The following is a 22,694-nucleotide window of genomic DNA, read 5'->3' as shown; positions in this document are numbered from 1 at the left end:
GGCCGCCGCCCGGGACACCCCGGGCGGCGGCTGTTTGTCTGACTGGCGGATAGGCTGCAGGTGATGTCGCGCCTAGAGGCCTTTGGCAACCAACTGGTCGAGTTTCACGTGTGGTTGCGAGACCAACTCGACGAGCTGAGCGCCGACGTCGACGTCGACGAGGCGCTCCGCTCCCCCGACGCCGCTATCCGGCCGATTGCCAGGGACCTCCGCGCCCACTGCCTTACCTTCTGCGAGGCACTCGGCGCTCATCACACTGGCGAGGACGAAGGTGCTTTCCCGGTGATCGCCGAGCACTACCCCGAGCTCCGACCGGTCCTGGAGGAGCTGACCCGCGACCACCAGCTGGTGACGGATGCCCTGCACCGCCTGGCGACCCCGGACCACCTCGACCCGCAGTACCTGCGTCAAGAACTCGACACCCTCGCAGCCCTCCTAGAAACCCACTTCACCTACGAGGAACGGAAAATCACCGAGGCCCTGAACGCCCTCACCACCGGCACGCCCGAGGACAGAGACCGGCTCAGCCGCCCGTTCCGACGTACTGGCTCAGGTTGAGGGGTCGGCTGGTTCTGGGGGCAGGCTGTGGGGTCTTCGGCGTGGGATGTGGCGTGGGGGTTCTGGGTCTACGTCGTTGCCGGCCAGGTGGTTGACGATGGTGTTGACGACGGCGGCGGTTGGTACTGCGAGCAGGGCGCCGACGATTCCCGCGACGACCACGCCGGTCGCGATCGCCAGGATCACTGCCAGCGGGTGGACGCTGACGGCGCGCCCGAGGAGGAAGGGCTGGAGCACGTGCGCCTCCAGTTGCTGCACGCCGATCACCACGCCGAGCATGATGATCGCGACGACCGGGCCCTTGGCGACCAGCGCGACCAGCACCGCGACGATGCCGCTGACCAGGGCGCCGACCACCGGTACGAAGGCGCCGACGAAGACCAGGATCCCGATCGCGCTGACCAGCGGCAGCCCGAGGATCGCCGCGCCGAGCGCGATCCCGAAGGCGTCCACGAACGCGACGATGATGGTGGCGCGAACGAAGGCAGTCAGCGACACCCAGGCCTTCCGCCCGGACGAGTCCGCCTTCTCGCGCGCCTGCCGCGGGAACAGCCGGACCACCCAGGCCCAGATCTGCTCGCCCTGGTAGAGGAAGAAGAACAGGCAGAACAGCGCGATGAAGAGCCCGGCCACCACGTGGGTCGCCGTCGTGCCGACCTCAGCCGCGCGCTGACCGAGCGCGCCGCCGTTCATGATGGACTCGCGGAGGTTGTTCAAGGAGTTGGTGATGTCCTGCTCGGACAACCCGAAGTTGATGCGGAGCAGGTCGCGCACCTTCTGCACACCTTCGCCGACCTGCGTCGACAGGCGGTCGAACTGGTTCGCGATCTGGGTACCGACCAACGTCAGCAGCCCGGCGATCACGACAAGCGTGCCGAGCACGGTGATGCCGGCGGCGGGGCCACGCGGCAATCCCAACTTGTGCAGCCCCAGCGTCACGGGCACCAGCAAGGCGGTCAGCAACACTCCGACTGTGACCGGGACGACGACCTCGGAGAAGTAGCGCATCCCCCAGCCGATCACCACGACCGCTGCCACGACCACCAGAAAGCGCCAGGCCCACGCACTCGCGATCTGCATCCCGGGCGTGACCCCGAGATCCACCGGTCCCTTGCTGGACGCTGCGACCAGGCGCTGTTCCGGATCCGGAACGACCGTGTCGCTGACCTCCTCGGCGACGCTGTCCGCCACGCGACTCGGCTCCTCGCCTCCGACCTCCGGCACCGCGGCCGAGTCATCCCGCCCCACCGGCTCGTCCGGTCCGCTCACTGGCACCTCCGGGTCTCAGTTCTCCCCGAGACTAGTGCCCTGCGTCGACGGTTCCATGAATGTGGCTTGCCAATCCTTCGGCCGCCGCGGGATCGAGGTCGGCCAGCAGGCCGACGCCCGCGAGGACGTAGTCGGAATCGACGCTGGTGCGGGCGCCGGACGGGACCAGCCAGCCCTCCTCCTGGGCGCCGGCACTGACCGAGCCGAGGATCCGGGCCGCCACCTCGGGTCCGTTGTGCCGCAGCACTCCACCGGACCCGACCAGTAGGTCGACCTCGCGCAGGTCTTTCCCGGACCGCTCGATCACGCGCCCACCCGGCCCGAACACCACCCGCTGACGTCCGGCGTGCCGCCGCAGCGCGACCGTCGCAGCGACCCGCGCCAGCGTCTCGTCGTACGACGCCTCGACCGCTCCGCCCGGCAGGTACGACGGGTCGTCGTGCCGTTGCGTCGCCGCCTCGGCCAGCCCGGCGTCATCCGCGGAGATCAGCCCGGCCTCGATTCCCGCGGCAACCACCGGTACTGCGCTCCACCGCATGCCGAGGTCGCCTTCGACCGTGCGGGTCACCGGGTGGGTCGCCACCACCTCGCGGCCGAGGTTCGCGTCCTCCGGGTCCAGTTCGATCACCGAGTGCACGTCGGTGGTCGCGCCGCCGATGTCCACCACGGCGACGTCCCCGTGCAGCTTGGCGAGCACCTCGACACCCCGCAGTACGACGTCCGGCGTGGCGGCGCGGACCATCGCGGCAAAGCCGGGATCGCGGGACAGGTTCTTCCCGCCGATCACGTGGGCCAGGAACATCTCGCGGATCGCGGCCCGCGCGCTGTCCGGAGCGAACACACCGATCTCCGGTACTACGTTGTCCGCGAGCACGTGCGGAACACTTGCCTCCGACAACAGCTCCGCGATCGGCGCCCGCGCCTCGACGTTGCCGGCCGCAACCACCGGACGACGCCACCGGTACTTCGCCAGCACGGACGCGGCCTGGGTGATCACCGCCGAGTTGCCGCCATCAGTGCCGCCCAGGAGCAGCACGACATCGGGGCGCTCGGCCCGCAACTGCTTCAATGACGTTGCCGTCAGCCCGCCGTTGACCACGGCAACCACCCGGCCGCCGCTGGACAACGCGACCCGGCGGCCCGCCTCGGCGGTGACCAGTTCCTCGTTGCCGACGACACCGATCCGCAGTCCTCCGCCCGCACTCGAGCAGGCGAGCACCTCGGCCCTGGCGACACCGGAGTCCGCCGCCAGCAACGCAGTTCGGCAGGCATGCCAGCCGTCCATCACGTCAGTGTCGACGGTGGTGCGGTGTTCGGCCCGGGCGACCAGGTCACCCGAGCCGGCGTCCACCGCGATCGCCTTGGTGAAGGTCGACCCGAAGTCGACCGCCACGTACAGGCTCACTGCTCAGGACATCGCGCGGTCGAGGTCCGTCAGCAGGTCGTCGACCGTCTCGATGCCGACGCTGAGCCGGATGAGGTCGGCCGGGACCTCCAGCGGCGTGCCCGCGACCGAGGCGTGGGTCATCTTGCCCGGGTGCTCGATCAGCGACTCGACGCCGCCGAGCGACTCGCCCAGGATGAAGACCTCGGCCTTGTTGCAGATGTCGATCGCGTGCTGCTCACCGCCGGAGACCCGGAACGACACGATTCCGCCGTACCGCTTCATCTGCTTGGCAGCGGTCTCGTGGCCGGGGTGACCGTCGACGCCCGGGTACAGCACCGAGGTGACGTCCTTGTGGCGCTGCAGGAACTCGACGACCTTCTCCGCGTTGTCGCTGTGCCGGTCCATCCGGACGCCGAGCGTCTTGATGCCGCGCAGTACCAGCCAGGAGTCGAACGGCCCGGCGACGGCACCGATCGCGTTCTGGTGGAACGCGATCTTCTCGGCCAGTCCCGCGTCGCGGACGATCAGCGCGCCGCCGACCACGTCCGAGTGCCCACCCATGTACTTCGTGGTCGAGTGCACGACCACGTCGGCGCCTAGTTCGAGCGGCTGCTGCAGGTACGGCGAGGCGAAGGTGTTGTCGACGACCAGCAGGGCGCCGGCGTCGTGCGCGATCTGCGCCACGATCGCGATGTCGGCCACGTTCAGCAGCGGGTTCGTCGGCGTCTCGAGCCAGACCACCTTGGTCTTACCCGGACGGATCGCGGCCCGGATCGCGTCCGGGTGCGTCACCGCGGCCGGGGTCATCTCGACGCCCCAGGCGCCGAGCACCTTGGAGAACAGCCGGAACGTGCCGCCGTACGCGTCGTCGGGGAAGACCACGTGGTCACCCGGCACGCAGAGCGAGCGGATCAGGGTGTCCTCGGCGGCCAGACCGCTGGCGAAGGCAAAGCCGCGGGTGCCCGCTTCGATCGCGGCCAGACACTCCTCGAGCGCGGTCCGGGTCGGGTTCGCCGACCGGGAGTACTCGTAGCCGTTGCGGAGCCCACCGACACCGTCCTGCTTGTAGGTGCTGGTCGCATAGATCGGCGGCACCACCGCTCCGGTGGTGGGGTCGGGCTCGTTCCCGGCGTGGATGGCGAGCGTCTCGAAGCCGTACTGGTGGTCGTGATTCACCGGACCAGCGTACGGCCTGGTCCTATCCGGCCGAGCAGCCCGTCCACAGTGGCGACATCGACCGCCCGAGAGCCTGTGGATAGCGGGTGGCGATGACCCTGCCGGAGCCCTACGGTTTGCGGGATGACGCGTAGTCGCGGACCGGAAGGAACGACGCGGATGAAGACGCAGGACAGGCCGCTCGACGAGGACGCCCAGGCGATGGCGGACCTCGCCGAGGTTCCGGACTGGACCGCTGTGGCGGGGCCTGACACCGAGGACACCGGGATGGAGGTCGTCCGCGCCCTCGTCCACCGGGTCGCCGCGGCGACCGGCTGGCAGCCGTGGCCGCTGGAGGCGACCGACACCATCGACGAGTCGTCCGCCGGCTGGGGGTTCGTCACCCCGCACGGGACCACCATGATCGCGTTCGCCGGGCTGGTCTTCTCCGACTGCCGCAACAGCGGCTGGTCGGCGTACCAGATCGGGCCGGACGACATCGAGCAGGCCGAGACGGGTCTCGACGCGCACTGGCCGGAGCACCTGGAGCTGGCCCGCAAGCACTGGGGTGAGCCCGACTACGTCGGCGACGAGAGCAGCCCGGCGTTCCTGGACGAGTGGGCCCCCGGCGCGGGCGCGGATCGGCGGCACCTCGCCGTCTGGGTCCGCCCGGGCGCGCAGTTCCAGCTGTTCAGCAGCAAGCCGACGCGGGACCCGCTGACTCCGGCGGTGGGCGTCAACTACGCGGTCTACATCGACTAGGAGTTCGGATGAGCACACCCCACCAGGGCCCTGGCATGTGGCAGCAGGGCGACGAGCGAGCGGCACTGGCCTGGCTCGCGAACCTCGACCAGAACCAGCAGCAGGCGCTGCGCCGCTCGATGCAGACCCACCAGGCGCTCGGACCGATCTACAACGCGGTCAACCGGGTCAGCCAGGTCGTCCGGCAGACCGCGTCCCGGCTGAGCGACTACGCCCAGCGGCTGGCCAGTACTGCGCGCGAGTTCGGGCAGAACACGGCGACCCGGGCGGGCGAGGTACGGCAAGCCACCACCAACCGGGCGGCGGAGATCGGGCAGAACACAGCGAACCGGGTAGGCGAGGCGCGCCAGGCGGTCACGGATTTCGGTCAGGACGCAGCGGCTCGGGCGACCGAGCTCGGGCAGCAGGCCGTTGACCTGGGTCGTCGGGGTGTCGAGGGTGTGACCGCGGCTGGGCAGCAGGCAGCTGATCTTGGACGGCGTGGCGCTGAGGCCGTGGCCGGTGCTGGGCGGACGGCTGTCGCTGCGACGGCGGGCTTCGGGCAGCGAGTTGCCGAAGGTGGGCGGCAGGCCGTGGCCAGCGCCTCCCGCTGGGTTCAGGAGCAGCGGACCAACGCCACGACGCGGGCGCAGGCGGCCGGGGCGGCGTACCAGGCCTTCCGGCACGACCCGACCCTCAGCCAGTCCGGGATGTCGCAGAAAGAGGTGCTGGAGCTCGGGCAGAAGTTCCACGCTCTGGTCACCGCCCAGAACCCGGAGGAGCGGGCGGCTGCCGCTCAGCAGTTGGTCCAGGCCGCCGAGAGCCTGAAGACCCCGAACCAGCCCGCTCAGCCCCAGGCCTCAGGTCAGGGTCAGCAGGCTCCGGGGCAGGCCCCGGGTCAGGAGGCCCCGGGTCAGCCGGGCCAGGAAGCGCAGCAGGCGGGCACCGGGAGGCACCGGGCCGAAGATCCGGCGTGGGCACTCCAAGGCACCGCGCCCGCCAGTCAGGCCGTCGCCACGAAGCCCGGCGGACAGCAGAGCGAGACGGCCACCACCGGCCAGGGCAAGCCCCGCGAGACCGGCCACGAACGCTGACCCACTGAGCTGTCCAACCGCCGACGCCGCCAGGGGGATCCCTTGGCGGCGTCGCTGCGTTCAGGTGCCTGCTAGAGCTTGGACTCGGTGGGGGTGGAGCGGCGGGCCAGGACTGCGGTTGCGGCGTCCAGGAGGACTGTGCGGAGGTCGGCGTCGCTGAGCTCGGTCTGGTCCGTGCCGGCGGCCAGGGCGGCGCCGATGACCTCGACCGACGCGGCCGCGAGGACGCGGTCCTTGGCTGTCGGGTTCGGGCCTGCCAGCCAGAGTTGGAAGTTCCTGCTGCGGTCGATCAGCGTTTCCAGGTCCTCGCCGAAGGCTGCGAGCACGGCCGCGACGTCCCGCAGTACGGTCGGGCCGGTCGCGCGGTGCTTGATCACCACGTCGAGGTAGGCGCCGAGCAGTTCGCGCTCGGACTCGGGCGACCACTCCACCTGGTCGACGAGCGTCAGCACCTGCAGGATGTCGTCCAGGAAGGTGCCGATGATCGCCTTCAGCAGGTCCTGCTTGGACGAGTAGTGGTAGTACAGCGACGCCTTGGTGATGCCGACCTGTTCGGCGATCTCGCGCAGGCTCGTCTTCTCGTAGCCGCGACTGGAGAACAGCTCGAGTGCCGCCTGGTGGATCTCGGACTTGGTGTCCCGGGCCCGGTCTCTGGTCCCGTCGCGGGGGCTCGTCTCGTGCTGCACGTCACCACCTTCTCACCTTCACTTGCCTACCGGGCGGCAGGTAATCTGCCTACCGACCGGCAGGTAGACAGTGAATCAGGAGGGGTCCCGTGTTCACCAAGCTCGGACGATTCGTCGTCCACAATCCCTGGAAGGTGATCGCCGCGTGGGTGATCGCGGCCATCGCCGTGGTCGCGTTCGCGCCGACGCTCGCGGATGTCACCAACAAGGACCAGGCGAGCTTCCTGCCCGACTCCTACGAGTCGGTCCAGGCGCAGAAACTGGCCGCCGACGCGTTCGGCCAGACCAACGACGCGACCGCGAGCATCGTGATCAAGCGGGGCGACGGCGGCGCGCTGACCGCCGCCGACCAGGCGAAGGCCGCTGACCTCGCGAGCAAGATCACCGCCGCGAAGATCGATCGGGTCACCGGTGCCGTGACCGGCCCGCAGGCGGTCTCCCCGAACAAGCAGGTCCAGTTGATCAGCGTCGGATTGAAGGGTCTGCCGGACGACCAGGCCGTGCTCGACGCGGTGCAGCACGTCCGCGACCTGACCGGACCAGCCGTCGCCGACAGCGGACTCCAGTACGGCGTGACCGGTGACGCCGCGCTCTTCCTCGACAACCAGGACGCCTTCAACAACGCCTTCGTGGTGGTCGGTATCGCCACCGTCGTGCTGATCATCGGGTTGCTGCTGTTCATCTACCGCAGCCCGGTCGCGGCGTTCCTGCCGATCCTCACGGTCGGCCTGGTCAGCGCGATCGCACCCGGCCTGATCGCGCTGGCGGCGAAGGCGTTCGACCTGCAGGTGACCCAGGATCTGCAGACCATCCTGACCGTGGTGCTCTACGGGGTCGGCACGGACTACATCCTGTTCCTGCTGTTCCGGTACCGCGAACGCCTCCGTGCCGGCGAGCAGCCGAAGGAGGCGCTGGTCTCCGCGACGGCCCGCGTCTCCGAGGTGATCGTGTCGGCCGCGGGCGCCATCGTGGTGGCGTTCAGCGCCTTGCTGCTGGCCGTCTTCGGCGGCTTCAAGAGCCTCGGTCCGGGCCTCGCGATCGCCGTCGCGGTGATGGCCTTCGCCGCGATCACGCTGATCCCGGCCGTCGTGTCGCTGCTCGGCCCGAAGGTGTTCTGGCCGTCGAAGTCCTGGCAGAAGACGCCGAAGGGCGCGATGTTCAAGCGGTTCGGCCGGTTCACCGCCCGCCGTCCCGCCGTGGTCGCGCTGATCTCGGGTGGCCTGATGGTCGCCCTGGCGCTCGGCGCGCTCGGGATGAAGGTCGACTACGACGCTTTCAGCCAACTCCCGAAGGACACCGAGTCCGCCCGCGCCGTCAAGGACCTGCAGGCAGGCTTCCCGGCCGGCGCGCTCAACCCCACCACCGTCTACGTCCGGAGCGCCGACGGTACGCCGCTGAACCCCGCCGAGCTCCAGTCGTACGCCGGAAAGCTGGCGAAGGTGGACGGCGTCGGTTCGGTCCTCCCGGCCGGCCCCGACGGATCACTGGCGCTGCTCAATCCGGACAAGACCGTCGCGCAGATCAACGTCGTACTGGCGGACCCGCCGTACGCGAAGTCGGCGCTGGATCTGGTCGACGGCGCGCTCCGGGACACCGCGCACGCCGAGGCCCCGGCCGGTACGACCGCGCTGCTCGGAGGGGTCAGCGCGAGCTACACCGACATCCGGGACGCCAACAGCCGCGACCTGTCGGTGATCTTCCCGGTGGCGGGCGGGTTGATCGCGATCATCCTGGCGCTGCTGCTGCGGAGCCTGCTGGCGCCGTTGCTGCTGATGGTCGCGGTGGTGCTCAGCTTCTTCAGCACCACCGGCGCGACGGTGCTGGTGTTCCAGGGCGCGGCCGGGCACGCCGGCGTGACGTTCTCGCTGCCGATCATGCTCTACCTGTTCGTCGTTGCCATCGGCACCGACTACAACATCCTGATGATCGCCCGGCTGCGAGAAGAGGCCGAACGCGGTACGAGTCCACGGGAGGCGGCGGACCTGGCGATCGAACACGGCGGGCCGTCGGTGGCGGCGGCCGGGCTGATCCTGGCGGGCACGTTCTCGTCGCTGATGCTCGCCGGGATGGCGTTGCTCACGGAGATGGGCTTCTCGGTCGCGGCGGGGATCGCGATCTCCGCGTTCGTGATGTCGATCTTCCTGGTGCCGAGCGTCATCGCGCTGCTCGGTCCTCGCGCCTGGTGGCCGCGCAAGCTCAGGCTTCAGGCTGCTCCTGAGGCCGAGGAGAAGGAGTTGGAACCGCTGGCACGCTGAGCTTCACCGTGAACAGCGGCAGCAGGAAGTGAACGATCGGCCCGATCGCCAACGCGTACGCGACTGTGCCGAGGCCGACGACACCACCCAGCAGCCAGCCGATCGCGAGCACGATCACCTCGATCGTGGTTCGGACCAGCCGCACGCTGAGCCCGGTCCGCCGTACGAGTCCTGTCATCAGGCCGTCGCGCGGGCCGGGCCCGAACTGGGCGCCGATGTACATCGCGCCGGCCAGGCCGTTCACCACGATCCCGGCGACCATGAAGACCGCTCGCAGCCACAACTCGTCCGGCCGGGCGACGGTGTTCAGCGTCAGGTCGGTGACCAGGCCGATCACGATGGCGTTGCTGATCGTGCCGAGGCCGGGCCATTGCCGCAGCGGGATCCACGCGAGCAGCACCACGAAGCTCATCGCGATCACGACCGTGCCGAAACTGACGTCCAGGTGCTTGGTGATGCCGGAATGCAGGACGTCCCAGGGGTCCAGGCCGAGGTTGCCCTGGATCATCAGGCCCATCGAGGCGCCGTACAGGAACAGGCCCAGGTAGAGCTGGACCAGGCGGCGCGGGAGTTTGCCTGCCTGCAGTTGCTGGATCGGGTTCAGGGCGGCCAACTGCCTGCGCTGGGCAGGCACGGCTTCAGAAGTGGCGGTCACACGTCCCAGTCTGCGACTGATTGGCCTGGTGCTCGATAGCCAATTGAGCAATAGTGGACTGCATGACAGGGCAACATCTCCCCGCGAGCACCTTGAGCGGTCTGCTCGGCACCTGGTCCGACGCGGCCGGCCCGGCGTACCGCGCGCTGGCCGACCGGCTCCGACTGCTGATCGCGGACGGGCGGATCATGCCGGGCGCGCGGCTGCCCAGTGAGCGCGAGTTGACCGACGCTCTCGGGGTCAGCCGCACCACGGTCGCCTCGGCGTACCGGGAACTGCGCGACCGTGGGTACCTGACCAGCCGGCGGGGTTCCGGGAGTGTCACCTCGCTGCCGTCCAGGGTCGAGCCCGAACTCGGGCGCCACCACGCGCCGGGGATCGACATGGACGGGCTCTACGACTTCACCTGCGCCGCGTCGCCCGCAGTACCGGGGATCAGTACTGCGGTCGCCGAGGCGATGGAGGATCTCCCCCGGCACCTGGCGACGCCCGGCTACCACCCGCAGGGGCTGCCACAACTTCGCGAGCAGATCGCCGCGTCCTATGAGGCAAGAGGACTGCCGACCTCGCCGGATCAGATCATCGTCACCGCCGGCGCTCTGGCGGCGACCTCGATCGCGATCCGGGCGATGACGCAGATCGGCGACCGGGTGCTGACCGAGAGCCCGACCCACCCGAACTCCGTCGACGCGATCCGGCGCAGCGGCTGCCGCGTGATCGCCGCCCCGATGAGCCCGAACGGCTGGGACCTTCCCTTGCTGGAGGCAACGATCCGGCAGTCGGCGCCGCGGGCCGCCTGGCTGGTGGTGGATTTCCAGAACCCGACGGGGTGGTTGATGTCCGCCGCCGACCGGCAGCGGCTGGCGATCGCCTTCGCCCGGAGCCGGACCACCGCGATCATCGACGAGACCTTGTTCGAGCTGTCCCTCGACGGTCAAGAGACGCCGCCGCCGTTCGCGCTGTTCGACCCGAGCGGGGTGATCACCGTCGGCTCGGTGAGCAAGTCGTTCTGGGGCGGTCTGCGGATCGGCTGGCTGCGGGCTCCGGAGACCCTCGTCGCGCGCATCCTCGATGCCCGCGCCTCGATGGACCTCGGTGCGCCCGTGCTCGAGCAGCTTGTCGTCTCCCGGTTGCTCCGCTCCCGCTCCGAGATCCTGCCCGAGCGCCGGGCCGACCTGGCGTTGCGCCGGGACGCGCTGGCTTCAGAACTTCGTACTGCGCTGCCGTCGTGGCGATTCGAGGTCCCCGGCGGTGGGTTGTCCCTGTGGTGCGAATTGCCCGAGCCGGTGGGGTCCAGCCTGGTCGGGGTGGCGCAGCGGAACGGAGTACTGGTCGTCGCCGGGTCGCGGTTCTCCCCCGATGGTGGGCTGGAGTCCTTCCTGCGGCTGCCGTACACCCTGGACCCGGACACGCTGCGTGACGCAGTACAGCGGCTGGCTCTGTCTTACGGGTCACTTGCCGCAGGGCCGCCCGCTCGCCGTACCGCCGCGATGATCGCTTGACGTCAACGCCCCGTAATCGGCCGGGGGAAGGTTCATCTGCGGCGTGGCGTTGAGAGATTATGAAAGTCATTCTGCGAAAGGCGTGAGATGTCGTTCTTCAACCGCAAGACAGCCCTGGTCGAGCCCGAGGCCGCCCTGCCCGGCCGGCCCCAGCCCGGATACGCCGTACCGGCGGAGAACATCGTGCTCGGTACGCCGCAGACCGCACCCGCCCCCGAGGGGTTCGCCGAGGTGTGGTTCGGCACCGGCTGTTTCTGGGGCACCGAGGAGATCTTCTGGCAGCAGCCAGGGGTCTACACCACCGCCGTCGGCTACGCGGGCGGGTACACGCCGTACCCGTCGTACGAAGAGGTCTGCACCGGCGGCACGGGTCACACCGAGGCCGTGCGGGTGGTCTATGACCCGACCAAGACCACCTTCACCGACCTGCTGAAGGTCTTCTGGGAGACGCACGACCCGACACAGGGCATGCGCCAGGGCAACGACCTGGGCTCCCAGTATCGTTCGGCGATCTACTACACCACCGAAGAGCAGAAGGCCGAGGCCGAGCGCACCCGCGACCTCTACGCCCCAGTCATCAAGCCCCTCGGGTACGGCGACATCACCACCGAGATCGCCCCCGTCGGCACCTTCTACTACGCCGAGGGCTACCACCAGCAGTACCTTTCTAGCTACAAAAACCCCAACGGGTACCGCTGCCACAGCAACACCGGGGTCCCCTTCCCCGCGGACAAGCTGTAAATCAGCACCCGAGCGCCCGACCGAGTCACGGTCGGGCGCTCGGTGCTAGTGGTGGCGGCGGGCGAGGTGGGCGGTGATCTCGGCGTTGATTTCCACGGTTTCGGGGAGGACCTGGAGGATTCGGCGGAAGACCTGGTCTCGGTCGGCGGGCGGGAGGATCACGTACGCCGAGACCGTCGAGAGATGTCCGATGTAGTCGTGAGCGCTCATCGTCAGGCGCCGTTCGATCACCGACTGCCGGACATCGGTGAACCACTCGGACTGCTGGAGCTCCGTGCCGGGCCATTGCATCGGGCGATCCGCGGGTGTGCCGTCGGGCGACGGGATGCCGTCGGTCTCCACGTACGGCGCACGTGCCGCGCGCGCGGCCTCCTCGAGAGCCGGGTCGGCCAGCTGGATCGGTCCACCGAACGAGGCGAACACGCCACCCGGTTGGACGAGCGCGGCCATGCGGGCCCACCGGCCTTCAGGGTCGGTCCAATGGAGCGCGGCAGCCGAATACACCAGCTCGTACGACGAATCCGGCGGCAGGTCCTCGAATGCGGCTTGCACGGTTGTGACGTTTGCCGGCAGGTGTTTGCGCATCTCCGCGAGCATGGCCGCGTCAGGTTCTGTCGCCGTCACCGCGATCCCTCCCTGCGCGAACAGGCGCGTTGCCTTGCCCGTCCCGGCGCCGAACTCGAGAGCGGTCCGGATCGGCCCACCGGCGTACGTCATCACCAGATCGAGGAGTTCCACGGGATACCCAGGCCGGAACCGTTCGTACGCCTCCGCGACCGCCCCGAAGCTCAACGCGCGCGCAACCATGCCGGCATCCTGGCACCTTCCACGCCCCAGCGCTTGTCATTTTCCCCGCCGAGGAGCGGACACGGTGGGGGCTACCGCGGCCTTCCGGGCGACAGCCTTCTCGGCCTTGGAGGCTGAGCGCCGTAGATTGCCGGCGGCCATCACGACCGCACCGAGCGTTGCGCCATAAGGTTGGCCGGTGAGCATCTTTCGCCGCCCGACCGACCCCGCCGAAGACGTACTCCGACGCCTGTCCAAGAGCCTGCGGTGGTTCCGGCCGTCCCTCGCCGACGCTCCCACGCCGTACTTGCAACTCGGGCACCTCGCTCAGCATCGGCTGTGTCCAGCGATTGAGCAGGGTGACGCGGCTCCAGTGGTGACCGCCCTCGCCATCACCGAAGAGGCCCTGTCGGGTGCCAATCTCGACCACGAGCCCAGTGCCAAACTGGACCACGCGCTCACGCTGGGCCTGGTCGAAGTGGTGAATAACTGGTGCTCTTGGCCGGAGACGCCACGGGAGGTGGTTGCCGCGATCGAGGCAGGCATGGGGCCGCTGACCCGCGGGCGGTGGAACTCCGTGCGAGACCAGGGCAACGCCGTGGCCGACTGGATCCATAACGGAGGCGCAGCCGACCGCACCGGCGCAACGCCGACGGAGTACCGGGAGATCAAGAACGCCGATCTCCGATTCCTCACCCGGTCAGACCGGCAGTACATCGATGAGACGACGGCCGTGGGCACTGCCGACCGCGTGCGGTTCGAGAAGTCCACCGGTCAGGGCGTGTAGCCGTGCCCGGATTGCCAGATGTTCATCTACATCGCGAAGCAACCCGACGAGTTCTATCGCCTCGCCATCATCGCTACCACCAGCAGTACCTGTCGCCTTCGAAGAATCCGAACGGCTACAGGTGCCACAGCAACACCGGAGTCCCCCTTCCCCGCGGACAGCTGAACTCGTAGTCGACCGCAGCGCCGTCGGAGCGACGGCGCTGCTGTCGCGCGTCTACGCCACTCGCCCGTCGTAGGACTACGAAATCAACGGCGTCACGAGTCCGAACGCGTGCCGAGGATGCTGTGTAGGACGGCGCCCGCGGGAATCTCCGATTCCCGTATCCTCTCTCGTATCAGCTCCAGCAGTTTCGTTCGGAGCTCGTGGGCCGGTTCGCCAAGGACGATCGCGCTGAGGACCAACTCCAGCAGCAGGCAATGCCACTCGTCGTCACCTCTGAAGCGCATGGACAGCAGTCGTCTGATCGCGCTGAACCTCATGCGCTGCGTCACTGCCAGGGTGATCTGCCGGCCACCGCCGTCGACCGACGCGAAGGTCGCTTCGTAGACCCCGTCGCCAGTCCAACTCCGGTGCAGGAAGACGACGTCACCCTCGGCGAAGACGTTCCACTTCTCGTCCATGTCCTGGGCGCTGTACCCGAGCTGGATCCGCTCCCAGTCATCATCCGACCAGATCCTGCGCGGCAGAATCGGCAGCCGCCGGGGCCGGGAGATCGACTTGATAAACGCGGAAAGCTCTGACCGGGTGATGCGTTCCTGATCGGGCACGCGGCGATCCTAGTGAAGCCCAACCTCTCGTCGTACAGAAACGGGTGCTCTGTTCCCGGTTGACGTCCGGCACCATGCCACACGCGGCTTCTATCGCCCAGCCGGTATCGCTACCACCAGCAGTACCTGTACAAGAACCCCAACGGCTACAGGTGCCACAGCAACACGGGCGTCCTGTTCCCGGCCGACGCATAGCCCCACACGTACTCACCTGTCGGGTGGGCGCATTGCGCCCACCCGAACCACTAGCGGCCCCACGCGATGCCGATCGAACCCGCATCGCGTGGGGCCGGCGTCTTTGGCCCACCCGTACTCACATCTCGGGCTGACGCGCTGCGCCCACACGAACCGCTTGGCGGATGGAGATCGTTCTATCTGGCCCCCGAGGGTTTCGGTGCTCGCCGTGGACCTGGTCGCTAGGCCAGGTGCCGACGCTCGACTGCGCCCGGCGGAGGTCCGGTGAGAATTTCTGTCGGTAGCCTGTCGGATCCGGAGCGGGGCGTTCGTAGTACGGGTGAGAGGTGGCCGAAGGAGGCTGCCCTGGACAAGGAGTGATGAGATGCCGCGATACCTGATCTCGTTCGAGAAGGGCGCGATGGCCCACATCCCCGAGGAGGACTTTGCCGACGTGGGCAAGGCCTCCCACGCCGTGGTCCAGGAGGCCAAGGACGCCGGCGTGTTCATCTTCGGCGGCGGGCTGAGGTACGACGACGACGACGTGGAGCACGCCGTGGTGGAGACCGACGGGACGATCACCGACGGCCCCTTCCCGGAGAGCAAGGAGCTCATCGGCGGCGGGATGATCGTCGACGTACCTACCCGCGAGGCCGCCTTGGAGTGGGCCGCGAAGATCGCGGTCGCCTGCCGCTGTGCACAGGACGTCCGCAAGTTCATGTTCGACCCGGAGCAGGACGACTGACCCCAACGGCTACAGGTGCCACAGCAACACGGGGGTACCTTCCCTGGTTGACGCCTGACGGATCCACCGCGATGCCCCTGGAATCTCGAGCTCAGGGGCATCAGGCGTATTTGCGCGCCTCCTGGACCGGAGCGGCATGCCTGAGCCGGCCGATGGCGCCAACGGTCCCTGAAAGGTTCCGGGTTCTTGCGCTCCACCACATATGAGGTCTCAAATGGCTGGTGAAGCTTGGCGAACGGGCAACTCGGGGTGCGGTAGGCCGACCACTGCATCGCGGGTGCCGACGTGCTGACGTTCGGTCGTCACTCCAGTGGCACGCGACCAGCACGGAGGCAACCCATGAAGTTCACCTCTCAGATGACCCGCCGCAGAGCGTTGGGTCTGGCAACTGCGTCCCTGATCATCTCCGCCGGCCTGATCACCCCGACCACCTCGTTGGGTGCGGCCGCCGGAGGTACGCGGGCGATTCCCAGCGGTGGAACGACGAGCATCCAGACGCGTCCGTTGGGAGTCGACGGTCTCCAGCAGCCGGAGCTGCGGCCCGGAGGCAGGGAAGAAGAGGAAGGCGACGGTGAGGCCGGTCAGTTCACCCGTCCGCGACCGGGGTTCAAGAACGGCAAGTTCCCGAAGAAGCCGCTCGACGCACCGGTCGTCGCGTCCAGCGCCGTGGCCGGCTCCAACGCGGATGTCCAGGCGAGCGTGAACGGCCTGACCCACCGCGACCAGCGCCTCGCCAACGGCGGCAACCAGTTCTCGCTCGAACCGCCCGACCAGGCACTGTGCGTCGGCAACGGGTTCGTCGTCGAGGCGGTCAACAGCGCGCTGCGGGTCCGCAGCTCCGCGAACGCCGCCGCGCTGAGCGGTGTCCAGGACCTCAACACCTTCTTCGGCTACCCGCCCGCGTTCAACCGCATGACCGGCGCGATCGGGCCGCAGGTCATCGACCCGGTGTGCCTGTACGACCCGGGCAACCAGCGCTTCATGGTGGTCCTCACCACCTTGGGCAGCCTTCCGAACGGCGACTTCACCGGCAAGAACACGATCGACCTCGCCGTGTCGAACACCGGCAGCCCGCTCGGAACCTGGACCATCTACCACGTTCCGGCGCAGAACGACGGGACCGACGGTACGCCGGACCACGGCTGCACCACCGACGGTGTCGAGCACGGCCCCTGCTTCCAGGACTACCCGCACATCGGCCAGGACGCCAACGGCGTGTACGTGTCGACCAACGAGTACGACCTGTTCGGGCCGAACTTCAATGCCGCGCAGATCTTCGCGTTCTCGAAGGCGCAGCTCGCCGGCCACCCGGCCAGCGTCAACCTGACCTTGGTCGAGAACCTCGCCGTCGACGGCTCGCCGGGCTTCACCGTCTGGCCGGCCAACTCGCCGGCCGGGGAGTACTCCAGCGAACGGAACGGCACGGAGTACGCGCTGAGCACGATCGCCGGTGACGGCAGCGAGACCGGCAACCCGACCGGTACCGCGCGTCGGCTGGGCATCTGGGCGATCACCAACACCGCGTCGTTGAACTCCGCGGCACCGGCGCTGGGGATCACGAGCCGGCTGACGAACAGCCAGACGTATGTGTTCCCGCCGAAGTCGGACCAGAAGCCGGGCAACATCCCGCTCGGTGAGTGCGTCAACGACACCACGATGCCGACACCGTTCGGTCCGGGGTGCTGGCAGGCGTTCTTCGATCCCGAGGACGAGCCCGCGCACGACGAGGTGGAGTCCACGCCGGACTCGCTGGATTCCCGGATGCAGCAGACCTGGTATGTCAACGGCACCCTGTGGGGTTCCTCCGGTACCGCGGTCAGGGTGAACGGCGAGCTCAAGGCGGGCATCGCCTGGTTCGCGGTGAGCCCGAAGATCAACGGCGCCGGCAAGATCGAGGGACGGGTGACCAAGCAGGGTTACGTCGCCCTCGCGAACAACAACCTCACCATGCCGGCGATCGCCTTCACCCCGGCCGGCAAGGGCGCGATCGCGTTCTCGGTCCTCGGCGAGACCCACTTCCCGAGCGCGGGCTACGTCCGCATCGACGAAAGCGGGTCGGTGGGGCCGATCCACCTCGCGGCCGCGGGCCTCGGCCCGGCTGACGGTTTCACCTCGTACAAGGCGTTCGTCGGGGATCCGCCGCGGACCCGTTGGGGTGACTACGGCGCCGCCGTGACCGACGGCGGCAACATCTGGTTGGCGTCGGAGTACATCGGCCAGACCTGCACACTGGCGGAATACTTCCCCTCGCCGAACCTGGCCAATTTCGGAAGCTGCGGAGGCACGCGCACCAGTCTCGGAAACTGGTACACCAGGCTCACCAAGCTGAGTCAGTGAACTGAGCCGTGACCTGAACGACTGCGGACCGGGCGCCTCGTCCGGTCCGCAAGTCGCTCATGGCCAGGTGCCGACGCCTGACGACCTGATCCATCCTTGTCCCTGTCGCGGTCTCCACGAAGGTCACTCTGCCCCGCACTCGTCCGCCAACTGACGGCTTCTCGTACGACAGAGGACCAGCCGAACGTGGCCCGGGTGAGCGTCAACCAGGTCGGCCCGCCCGAGTGTTGCTAGCGTCCGGTGTACTGGAGGCGAGGTGATTGGCTCGTGCGAGGTCAGGCGTTGGCGTTCTGGGTGTCCGGCTGGTCGAGTGCGGCGGAACAGGTCTCTCGCGTCGGTGCGGAGGCGGTATGAGGACCGGACAGGTCCGGGCCAGCTCCGAGTGGCTGAAGTTGCGGGAGCCGGCCGACGCGGCAGGCCGGGCGCCCGAGCTCGTCGAGGAGGTCCGGTCGTACCTGCCGACCGACGGCGGGGCGGCCATTCACGACCTCGGTTGCGGTACCGGGTCGATGGCCCGCTGGCTCGCCGTGCAGCTGACCGGACCCCAACACTGGGTCATGTACGACCGGGACGCGGAGCTGCTCACCCTCGCCGCCGAGGACCCGCCGGGCAAGGCCTCTGACGGCGCCCCGGTCACCATCGAAACCCGTCGGCGCGACATCACCCTGCTGAGGCCCGGGGAGCTGGCAGGCGCAGCCCTCATCACTGCCTCTGCGCTGCTGGACATGATGACCGCGGAGGAGCTCGGACGACTCATCGCCACCTGTGCCGGGTCGGGCTGCCCCGTGCTGATCACCCTCAGCGTCACCGGTCGCGTCGAACTCACACCGAGCGATCCGTTCGACCAACGCGTGACCGAAGCGTTCAATGCCCACCAGCGACGCACAACCGGCGCCGGAAGGCTGCTCGGTCCCGACGCGGTCGGCGCCGCTGTGGACGGCTTCGCCCGGCTGGGCATCGACGTCCTGGTCCGCCCGAGCCCGTGGCGGCTCGCCCCCAGTCAGGCCGCTCTAGCGGCTGAGTGGTTCACCGGCTGGCTGGCCGCGGCATGCGAGCAACGACCGGAGCTGGGCGCCGAGGCCGTCCCGTACGCAAGGCGACGCTTGGCCGAGGCAGCCACCGGCCGGCTGTCCGTCACCGTGCACCACCAGGATCTGCTGGCGCGGCCGAGTTGACGTCCTGCGCGGCCGGTGAACCAACGTGGCGCCCAGCCCCTGGCCTACGCCTCTGCGTCGAGCCGTTCGCCGATCGGGAGGTCGAGCGTGTGTGCGCCTCGTCGGGCCTTCGTGGCCAGGTAGCGCGCGTTCGTCGCGTTGAGGTGCAGGCCTGTCGGCACCCGCTCCGCGACGGTCACTCCGAGCCGGTCCAGCTGGCCCGCCTTGTCCGGGTTGTTGCTCAGCAGGGCGACCCGGTCCACGCCCAGGGCACGAAGCATCTGGGCCGCGACCGTGTAGTCGCGCCCGTCCTCGGCGTAGCCCAGCGCGAGGTTGGCGTCGTACGTGTCGAGGCCGGCGTCCTGCAGCGCGTACGCGTCTAGCTTCGCGTACAGACCGATGCCGCGGCCCTCCTGGCGCAGGTACAGCAGGAACCCGCCGATCTCCTCGATGCGCCGGACAGCCTCGAGCAACTGCGGCCCGCAGTCGCACCGCTCGCTCCCGAGTACGTCGCCTGTGAAGCACTCGCTGTGGACCCGGACCAGCGGCGGTGCCCCCGTGTCCACGCAGGCCGCCGACGCTCGGTCGCCGAGGCCGAGAGCCAGATGCTCGCGCCCGTCGGCGAGTCCGTCGAAGGAGTAGACGCGTGCGGTCGTGCCGACCCCGTCGGCGAACCGCAGCGGCAGCATGATCTGGGTACGGATCGTCGCCGTGGGCAGCTGCATCGTGCTCTCCTTCAGTCCTGGCAGAAACGCTCCGAAAGCGCGTAGCGCAGGAGTACGACGTCACCGATCCTGCGCACCTCCGCCAACCGCGCGTGGCAGTCGGGGTTCCACGGGAAGTGTCCGTCGCCGACGAACCGCGGCGCCCGGGAGTCGCCCACGAAGAACGGCGCCACGACCAGGTGCAGCTCGTCCGCCAGGCCGGCGACGAGGAACTGGGTGTGCACACTGCCGCCCCCCTCGACCATCAGCCGTCGCACGCCGCGCTCGTGCAGGTCCTCGCTCAGCCGGCACATGTCGACCCGCCGACCGCCGTCGACGATGACCTTGGCCACCGCCCCGAGCCGCCAACGAGCCGCGGCGACGGCGTCGCTGGGGCAGTAGACGAGTTTCTCCGTGTCGCCGGTGACGAAGAATTCGGCGCGCGGGTCCAGCCGGACCCGGCTGGTGACGGTCACCTTGATCGGTGTCGGCGGCAGACCCCGGGCAGCGCGCTCGGCGCGGCGGGCCGGAGCCCGCACCAGCAGCCGGGGGTTGTCGTTGCGGACGGTGGCGGCGCCGACGAGGATCGCGTCGCTGTCCGCGCGCACAGCGTCGACCCGGTCGAGGTCGGCATCGTTGGACAGCAGCAGCCGTTCATCGGTGGCAGTGTCGAGGTAGCCGTCGATCGACATGCTGCAGCTGAGCAGGGTGTAGGGGCGATCAGCCATGTACGACGCTCCCGACTCGCTCCGGCTGCGCCTCGGTCGGGGTGCGCGCACGGTCCCGGGCACGCCGTCGGTCGACCACCAGCACGATGGCTCCGGGCAGCGTGGCGACGAGAGCGAGCAGGCCGTACACCACCGCAACGGTGACGCCCGCCGCCGCGCTCAGCCCGACCGACCCGAACGCCCATGCGGCCGCGCCCTCGCGCGGGCCCCAGCCAGCGATGTTCGTCGGCACCGCCGAGGCCATCAGCACGACGAGTGCCAGTGGCAGCAACCGACCCAGCGGCACGTCCGTCCCGGTCGCCCGCACTGCGACCAGGAACATGGCGGCGTGGCCGAGCACGGCGACGGCGGAGGCGAGCAGGATGCCCGGCCAGGCCCGCCGCGCGAGGACCGCGTCGTGGAGGTCGGTAGTGACGGCGCGTGCGATCCGGGCCGGGAGACGACGTGGGTTCAGGCGCAGAGCTACGGCGACCAGCGCGACACCGGCGACGACCGCGACCGGAAAGGCGACCAGGAGAAGAAGCGAGCCTGAGCGCAAGGGCAGCAGGAGCAACACGCCCACGGTCAGAAACAGCTGTACCGCCTGCCCCGACGCCCGCTCCCACGCGACTGCCCGCAGGCTCCGGCCCAGGTGGCCGAGGTCGCGCCCGTGGCGCACGGCTCGGTGGACGTCGCCCACCACTCCGCCGGGCAGCGTGGCGTTGAGGAATTGGGACCGGTAGTACGCAGCCACCGCGGTCCTCAGCGGCATCCCAACGCCGAGCCCGCCCGCGATCAGCCGCCAGCGCCACGCACAGCACAACGTGGTCAGCGACGTGATCGCCAGGGCGGCGGCGAGCGCCCACCCGGTCGTCAGTCGGAGCCCGTCCACCAACGGGCCGGCGCCCACCCGCCAAACGAGGACGGCGAGGATCGCGGCGCCGCCCGCCAGGCGTGTCCAGCTCCAGATGCGTCTGCTGATAGCGGGCTCCCATCTCCTGATTGGTCCCCTTAACAGTGACACGGCGGTCTCCGGCTGCTGGTTCATCCGGTCACCCGGCGACTTCCGTCAGCACGGCCGACAGCTCGCGCGAGGTCTGCGACCAGTCGGAGAGCGTCAGTCGCCGGGACCTGGCCGCCGCGCGGAGCCGCGCGCGCTCTCGGGGGTCGCCCAGCCAGCGACACAGCGCCTGCGCGAGAGCCTGTGGGTCGCCCGGCGCGACCAGCAGGCCGGGCCGGCTGCCGTCGGCGGCGTGGCCGAGAGCCTCCGGCACCCCACCGACCTCCGTGGCCACGACCGGCAGCCCGCGGGCGAGCGCCTCAGTGACGACCATGCCGTAGGTCTCGGCGTGCGAGGCCAGCACCAGCGCGTCCGCCTCCGCGTAGGCGCGCTCGAGTTCTGCGCCCGTGAGCGGGCCAGTGAAGTACAGCCGCTCGCCGAGGCCCCTGACCTCGGCCTGGCGGCGCAGCACGTCGACGAACTCCCCGTCGAGGTCCAGTGAGCCGACGCATGCGCATTGCCAGACCAGGTCGTCGATCGTGGCCAACGCATCGAGCAGGAGGTCGTGGCCCTTGACCGGGGTGATGGCTCCGACACAGAGCAGCCGCCCGCCGGACTGCGAAGGCGGTGCAACGTCGGCGACGTCGACGCCCGGCGGCACGACGTACATACGATCCTCGGGCAGCGCGTAGTGGTCGAGCAGCCACCGTCGGGTCCAGTCGCTCGTCGTCACGATCGCGGACGCCGCCGACAGCGCCGCGACCTCGCGCGGCTCGTCCCGTGGCATGTGCATGAGTACGACGAGCCGCAGCCGGTCGGCCTCCGGCTCCAGCACCTCCGGGACCACGCTCGCCACCAGGCCGTCGACCAACACCTGTCCGCCGTCCGTCACCCGGGCCAGCGCCGCAGCCACGGCCATGCGGGCCGCCGCGTCAGGACGGGGCCACTGGCCGGGCACTGCGTGCTCGTGGACCGACCAGCCGAGCGCCACGAGCCCGCGACAGACCCGGCGGTCGTACACGTTGCCACCGCTCGGCCGCCGCGGGTTGTCGATCCCGCCCGGGACCACGACGTGCACCTCTGTCACAACGACCGCTCGTAGCCCGCCGAGGCAATGTGCGACTCGCGCAGCGTCACTCCGATCCGGGCCAACCCGCTCGCGGACTCCCCGAGCCCACCCGCCGCGACACGGTCGGCGAGCCGGTCCGCGATCAGCCTGGCGAGAACCTCCGTGGTGGTGTTGCGGCCGGCCAGCTCGGGCACCTCGTCGAGGTTGCGGTAGTTGAGGTCCGCAAGAGCGCTGTGCAACTCCTCGGCGGCCAGGCCGATGTCCACCACGATGTCGTCGGAGTCGAGCTCCTCCCGGGCGAAGGTCGCGTCCACGACGTACGTCGCTCCGTGCAGGCGCTGCGCTGGGCCGAACACCTCGCCGCGGAGGCTGTGCGCGATCATCATGTGGTCGCGGACGGTGACACTGAACATCGGTC

General features: G+C 69.4%; 22 protein-coding genes. 10 read left to right on the top strand and 12 right to left on the bottom strand.

The features are described from left to right. Positions 1 to 63 precede the first annotated feature (63 nt). A complete protein-coding gene (locus ACFPJ1_RS33775; RefSeq protein WP_380110278.1) occupies positions 64 to 558 on the top strand; it encodes a hemerythrin domain-containing protein in 495 nt (164 codons plus the stop codon). Here the strand turns inward: ACFPJ1_RS33775 and ACFPJ1_RS33770 are convergent. Genes ACFPJ1_RS33770 through ACFPJ1_RS33760 form a run of 3 tightly spaced genes read right to left on the bottom strand, consistent with a single transcriptional unit; the run spans position 550 to position 4,390 of the window. Further along, a complete protein-coding gene (locus ACFPJ1_RS33770) occupies positions 550 to 1,827 on the bottom strand; it encodes an AI-2E family transporter (protein WP_380110276.1) in 1,278 nt (425 codons plus the stop codon). The genes ACFPJ1_RS33775 and ACFPJ1_RS33770 overlap by 9 nt on opposite strands. 31 nt (positions 1,828 to 1,858) lie before the next feature. Next, a complete protein-coding gene (locus ACFPJ1_RS33765) occupies positions 1,859 to 3,232 on the bottom strand; it encodes a glutamate mutase L (RefSeq protein WP_380110274.1) in 1,374 nt (457 codons plus the stop codon). Positions 3,233 to 3,235: 3 nt separating this feature from the next. After that, a complete protein-coding gene (locus ACFPJ1_RS33760) occupies positions 3,236 to 4,390 on the bottom strand; it encodes a cystathionine gamma-synthase (RefSeq protein WP_380110271.1) in 1,155 nt (384 codons plus the stop codon). A 159-nt stretch (positions 4,391 to 4,549) separates the two neighbouring features. Between ACFPJ1_RS33760 and ACFPJ1_RS33755 the strand changes: the two genes are divergently transcribed. Continuing rightward, positions 4,550 to 5,131: a hypothetical protein gene (locus ACFPJ1_RS33755; protein ID WP_380110269.1), complete on the top strand. Its 582-nt coding sequence runs from the start codon at positions 4,550 to 4,552 to the stop codon at positions 5,129 to 5,131. A gap of 8 nt (positions 5,132 to 5,139) precedes the next feature. Continuing rightward, entirely contained in the window at positions 5,140 to 6,204 is a 1,065-nt protein-coding gene (locus ACFPJ1_RS33750; RefSeq protein ID WP_380110268.1) for a hypothetical protein, read from the top strand. Positions 6,205 to 6,275: 71 nt separating this feature from the next. Here ACFPJ1_RS33750 and ACFPJ1_RS33745 read toward each other — a convergent pair whose 3' ends face one another. Continuing rightward, a complete protein-coding gene (locus ACFPJ1_RS33745) occupies positions 6,276 to 6,890 on the bottom strand; it encodes a TetR/AcrR family transcriptional regulator (RefSeq protein ID WP_380110266.1) in 615 nt (204 codons plus the stop codon). Between the two features lie 89 nt (positions 6,891 to 6,979). Between ACFPJ1_RS33745 and ACFPJ1_RS33740 the strand changes: the two genes are divergently transcribed. Continuing rightward, positions 6,980 to 9,145, top strand: a complete 2,166-nt coding sequence (locus tag ACFPJ1_RS33740) for an MMPL family transporter (protein WP_380110264.1) — start codon at positions 6,980 to 6,982, stop codon at positions 9,143 to 9,145. Here the strand turns inward: ACFPJ1_RS33740 and yczE are convergent. Next, entirely contained in the window at positions 9,087 to 9,800 is a 714-nt protein-coding gene (gene yczE / locus ACFPJ1_RS33735; RefSeq protein ID WP_380110262.1) for a membrane protein YczE, read from the bottom strand. The two genes, ACFPJ1_RS33740 and yczE, sit on opposite strands and share 59 nt — an antisense overlap. A 62-nt stretch (positions 9,801 to 9,862) precedes the next feature. Between yczE and yczR the strand changes: the two genes are divergently transcribed. Together yczR and msrA are read left to right on the top strand one after the other, a co-directional pair. After that, on the top strand, positions 9,863 to 11,302 hold the full coding sequence (gene yczR, locus ACFPJ1_RS33730) for a MocR-like transcription factor YczR (RefSeq protein ID WP_380110259.1): 1,440 nt from the start codon (positions 9,863 to 9,865) through the stop codon (positions 11,300 to 11,302). Positions 11,303 to 11,389: 87 nt separating this feature from the next. After that, positions 11,390 to 12,043 carry a peptide-methionine (S)-S-oxide reductase MsrA gene (gene msrA / locus ACFPJ1_RS33725; protein WP_380110258.1) on the top strand — a complete coding sequence of 218 codons (654 nt, stop codon included), beginning with the start codon at positions 11,390 to 11,392 and terminating at the stop codon, positions 12,041 to 12,043. A gap of 45 nt (positions 12,044 to 12,088) precedes the next feature. On the opposite strand, the gene ACFPJ1_RS33720 is transcribed toward msrA, so the two are convergent. Continuing rightward, on the bottom strand, positions 12,089 to 12,850 hold the full coding sequence (locus ACFPJ1_RS33720) for a class I SAM-dependent methyltransferase (RefSeq protein ID WP_380110256.1): 762 nt from the start codon (positions 12,848 to 12,850) through the stop codon (positions 12,089 to 12,091). Positions 12,851 to 13,028: 178 nt separating this feature from the next. Here ACFPJ1_RS33720 and ACFPJ1_RS33715 point away from each other — a divergent pair, with 178 nt between their 5' ends. Continuing rightward, positions 13,029 to 13,616 (top strand): hypothetical protein, encoded by a 588-nt coding sequence (locus ACFPJ1_RS33715; RefSeq protein WP_380110254.1) that lies wholly within the window; start codon positions 13,029 to 13,031, stop codon positions 13,614 to 13,616. Positions 13,617 to 13,873: 257 nt separating this feature from the next. Here the strand turns inward: ACFPJ1_RS33715 and ACFPJ1_RS33710 are convergent, their stop codons facing one another. Next, on the bottom strand, positions 13,874 to 14,386 hold the full coding sequence (locus ACFPJ1_RS33710; RefSeq protein ID WP_380110252.1) for a hypothetical protein: 513 nt from the start codon (positions 14,384 to 14,386) through the stop codon (positions 13,874 to 13,876). A gap of 559 nt (positions 14,387 to 14,945) precedes the next feature. Here ACFPJ1_RS33710 and ACFPJ1_RS33705 point away from each other — a divergent pair. From ACFPJ1_RS33705 to ACFPJ1_RS33695, 3 genes are all read left to right on the top strand, one after another. After that, positions 14,946 to 15,305, top strand: a complete 360-nt coding sequence (locus ACFPJ1_RS33705; RefSeq protein WP_380110251.1) for a YciI family protein — start codon at positions 14,946 to 14,948, stop codon at positions 15,303 to 15,305. Between the two features lie 339 nt (positions 15,306 to 15,644). Then, positions 15,645 to 17,642 (top strand): hypothetical protein, encoded by a 1,998-nt coding sequence (locus tag ACFPJ1_RS33700; RefSeq protein ID WP_380110248.1) that lies wholly within the window; start codon positions 15,645 to 15,647, stop codon positions 17,640 to 17,642. A gap of 350 nt (positions 17,643 to 17,992) precedes the next feature. Further along, positions 17,993 to 18,817: a class I SAM-dependent methyltransferase gene (locus ACFPJ1_RS33695; RefSeq protein WP_380110246.1), complete on the top strand. Its 825-nt coding sequence runs from the start codon at positions 17,993 to 17,995 to the stop codon at positions 18,815 to 18,817. 44 nt (positions 18,818 to 18,861) lie between these two features. On the opposite strand, the gene ACFPJ1_RS33690 is transcribed toward ACFPJ1_RS33695, so the two are convergent. The 5 genes from ACFPJ1_RS33690 to ACFPJ1_RS33670 are packed head-to-tail and all read right to left on the bottom strand — an operon-like array spanning position 18,862 to position 22,689. Further along, positions 18,862 to 19,521, bottom strand: a complete 660-nt coding sequence (locus tag ACFPJ1_RS33690) for a GTP cyclohydrolase II (RefSeq protein ID WP_465261095.1) — start codon at positions 19,519 to 19,521, stop codon at positions 18,862 to 18,864. Positions 19,522 to 19,532: 11 nt separating this feature from the next. Then, positions 19,533 to 20,228: a RibD family protein gene (locus tag ACFPJ1_RS33685; RefSeq protein ID WP_380110243.1), complete on the bottom strand. Its 696-nt coding sequence runs from the start codon at positions 20,226 to 20,228 to the stop codon at positions 19,533 to 19,535. Continuing rightward, on the bottom strand, positions 20,221 to 21,255 hold the full coding sequence (locus ACFPJ1_RS33680; protein WP_380110242.1) for a lysylphosphatidylglycerol synthase transmembrane domain-containing protein: 1,035 nt from the start codon (positions 21,253 to 21,255) through the stop codon (positions 20,221 to 20,223). Before ACFPJ1_RS33680 ends, ACFPJ1_RS33685 begins: the two co-directional genes overlap by 8 nt. 4 nt (positions 21,256 to 21,259) lie before the next feature. Next, complete coding sequence (locus ACFPJ1_RS33675; RefSeq protein ID WP_380110241.1) at positions 21,260 to 22,294, bottom strand: glycosyltransferase family 4 protein; 1,035 nt, start codon at positions 22,292 to 22,294, stop codon at positions 21,260 to 21,262. After that, positions 22,291 to 22,689 (bottom strand): 6-pyruvoyl trahydropterin synthase family protein, encoded by a 399-nt coding sequence (locus tag ACFPJ1_RS33670; RefSeq protein WP_380110240.1) that lies wholly within the window; start codon positions 22,687 to 22,689, stop codon positions 22,291 to 22,293. The genes ACFPJ1_RS33675 and ACFPJ1_RS33670 overlap by 4 nt, the downstream gene beginning before the upstream one ends. Between the last annotated feature and the right edge of the window lie 5 nt (positions 22,690 to 22,694).

It is taken from the genome of Kribbella qitaiheensis, from assembly GCF_042657745.1.
Classification (GTDB): domain Bacteria; phylum Actinomycetota; class Actinomycetes; order Propionibacteriales; family Kribbellaceae; genus Kribbella; species Kribbella qitaiheensis.
Note: the sequence above shows the minus strand (reverse complement) of the source record. Positions and strands in the feature narration are given on the sequence as shown.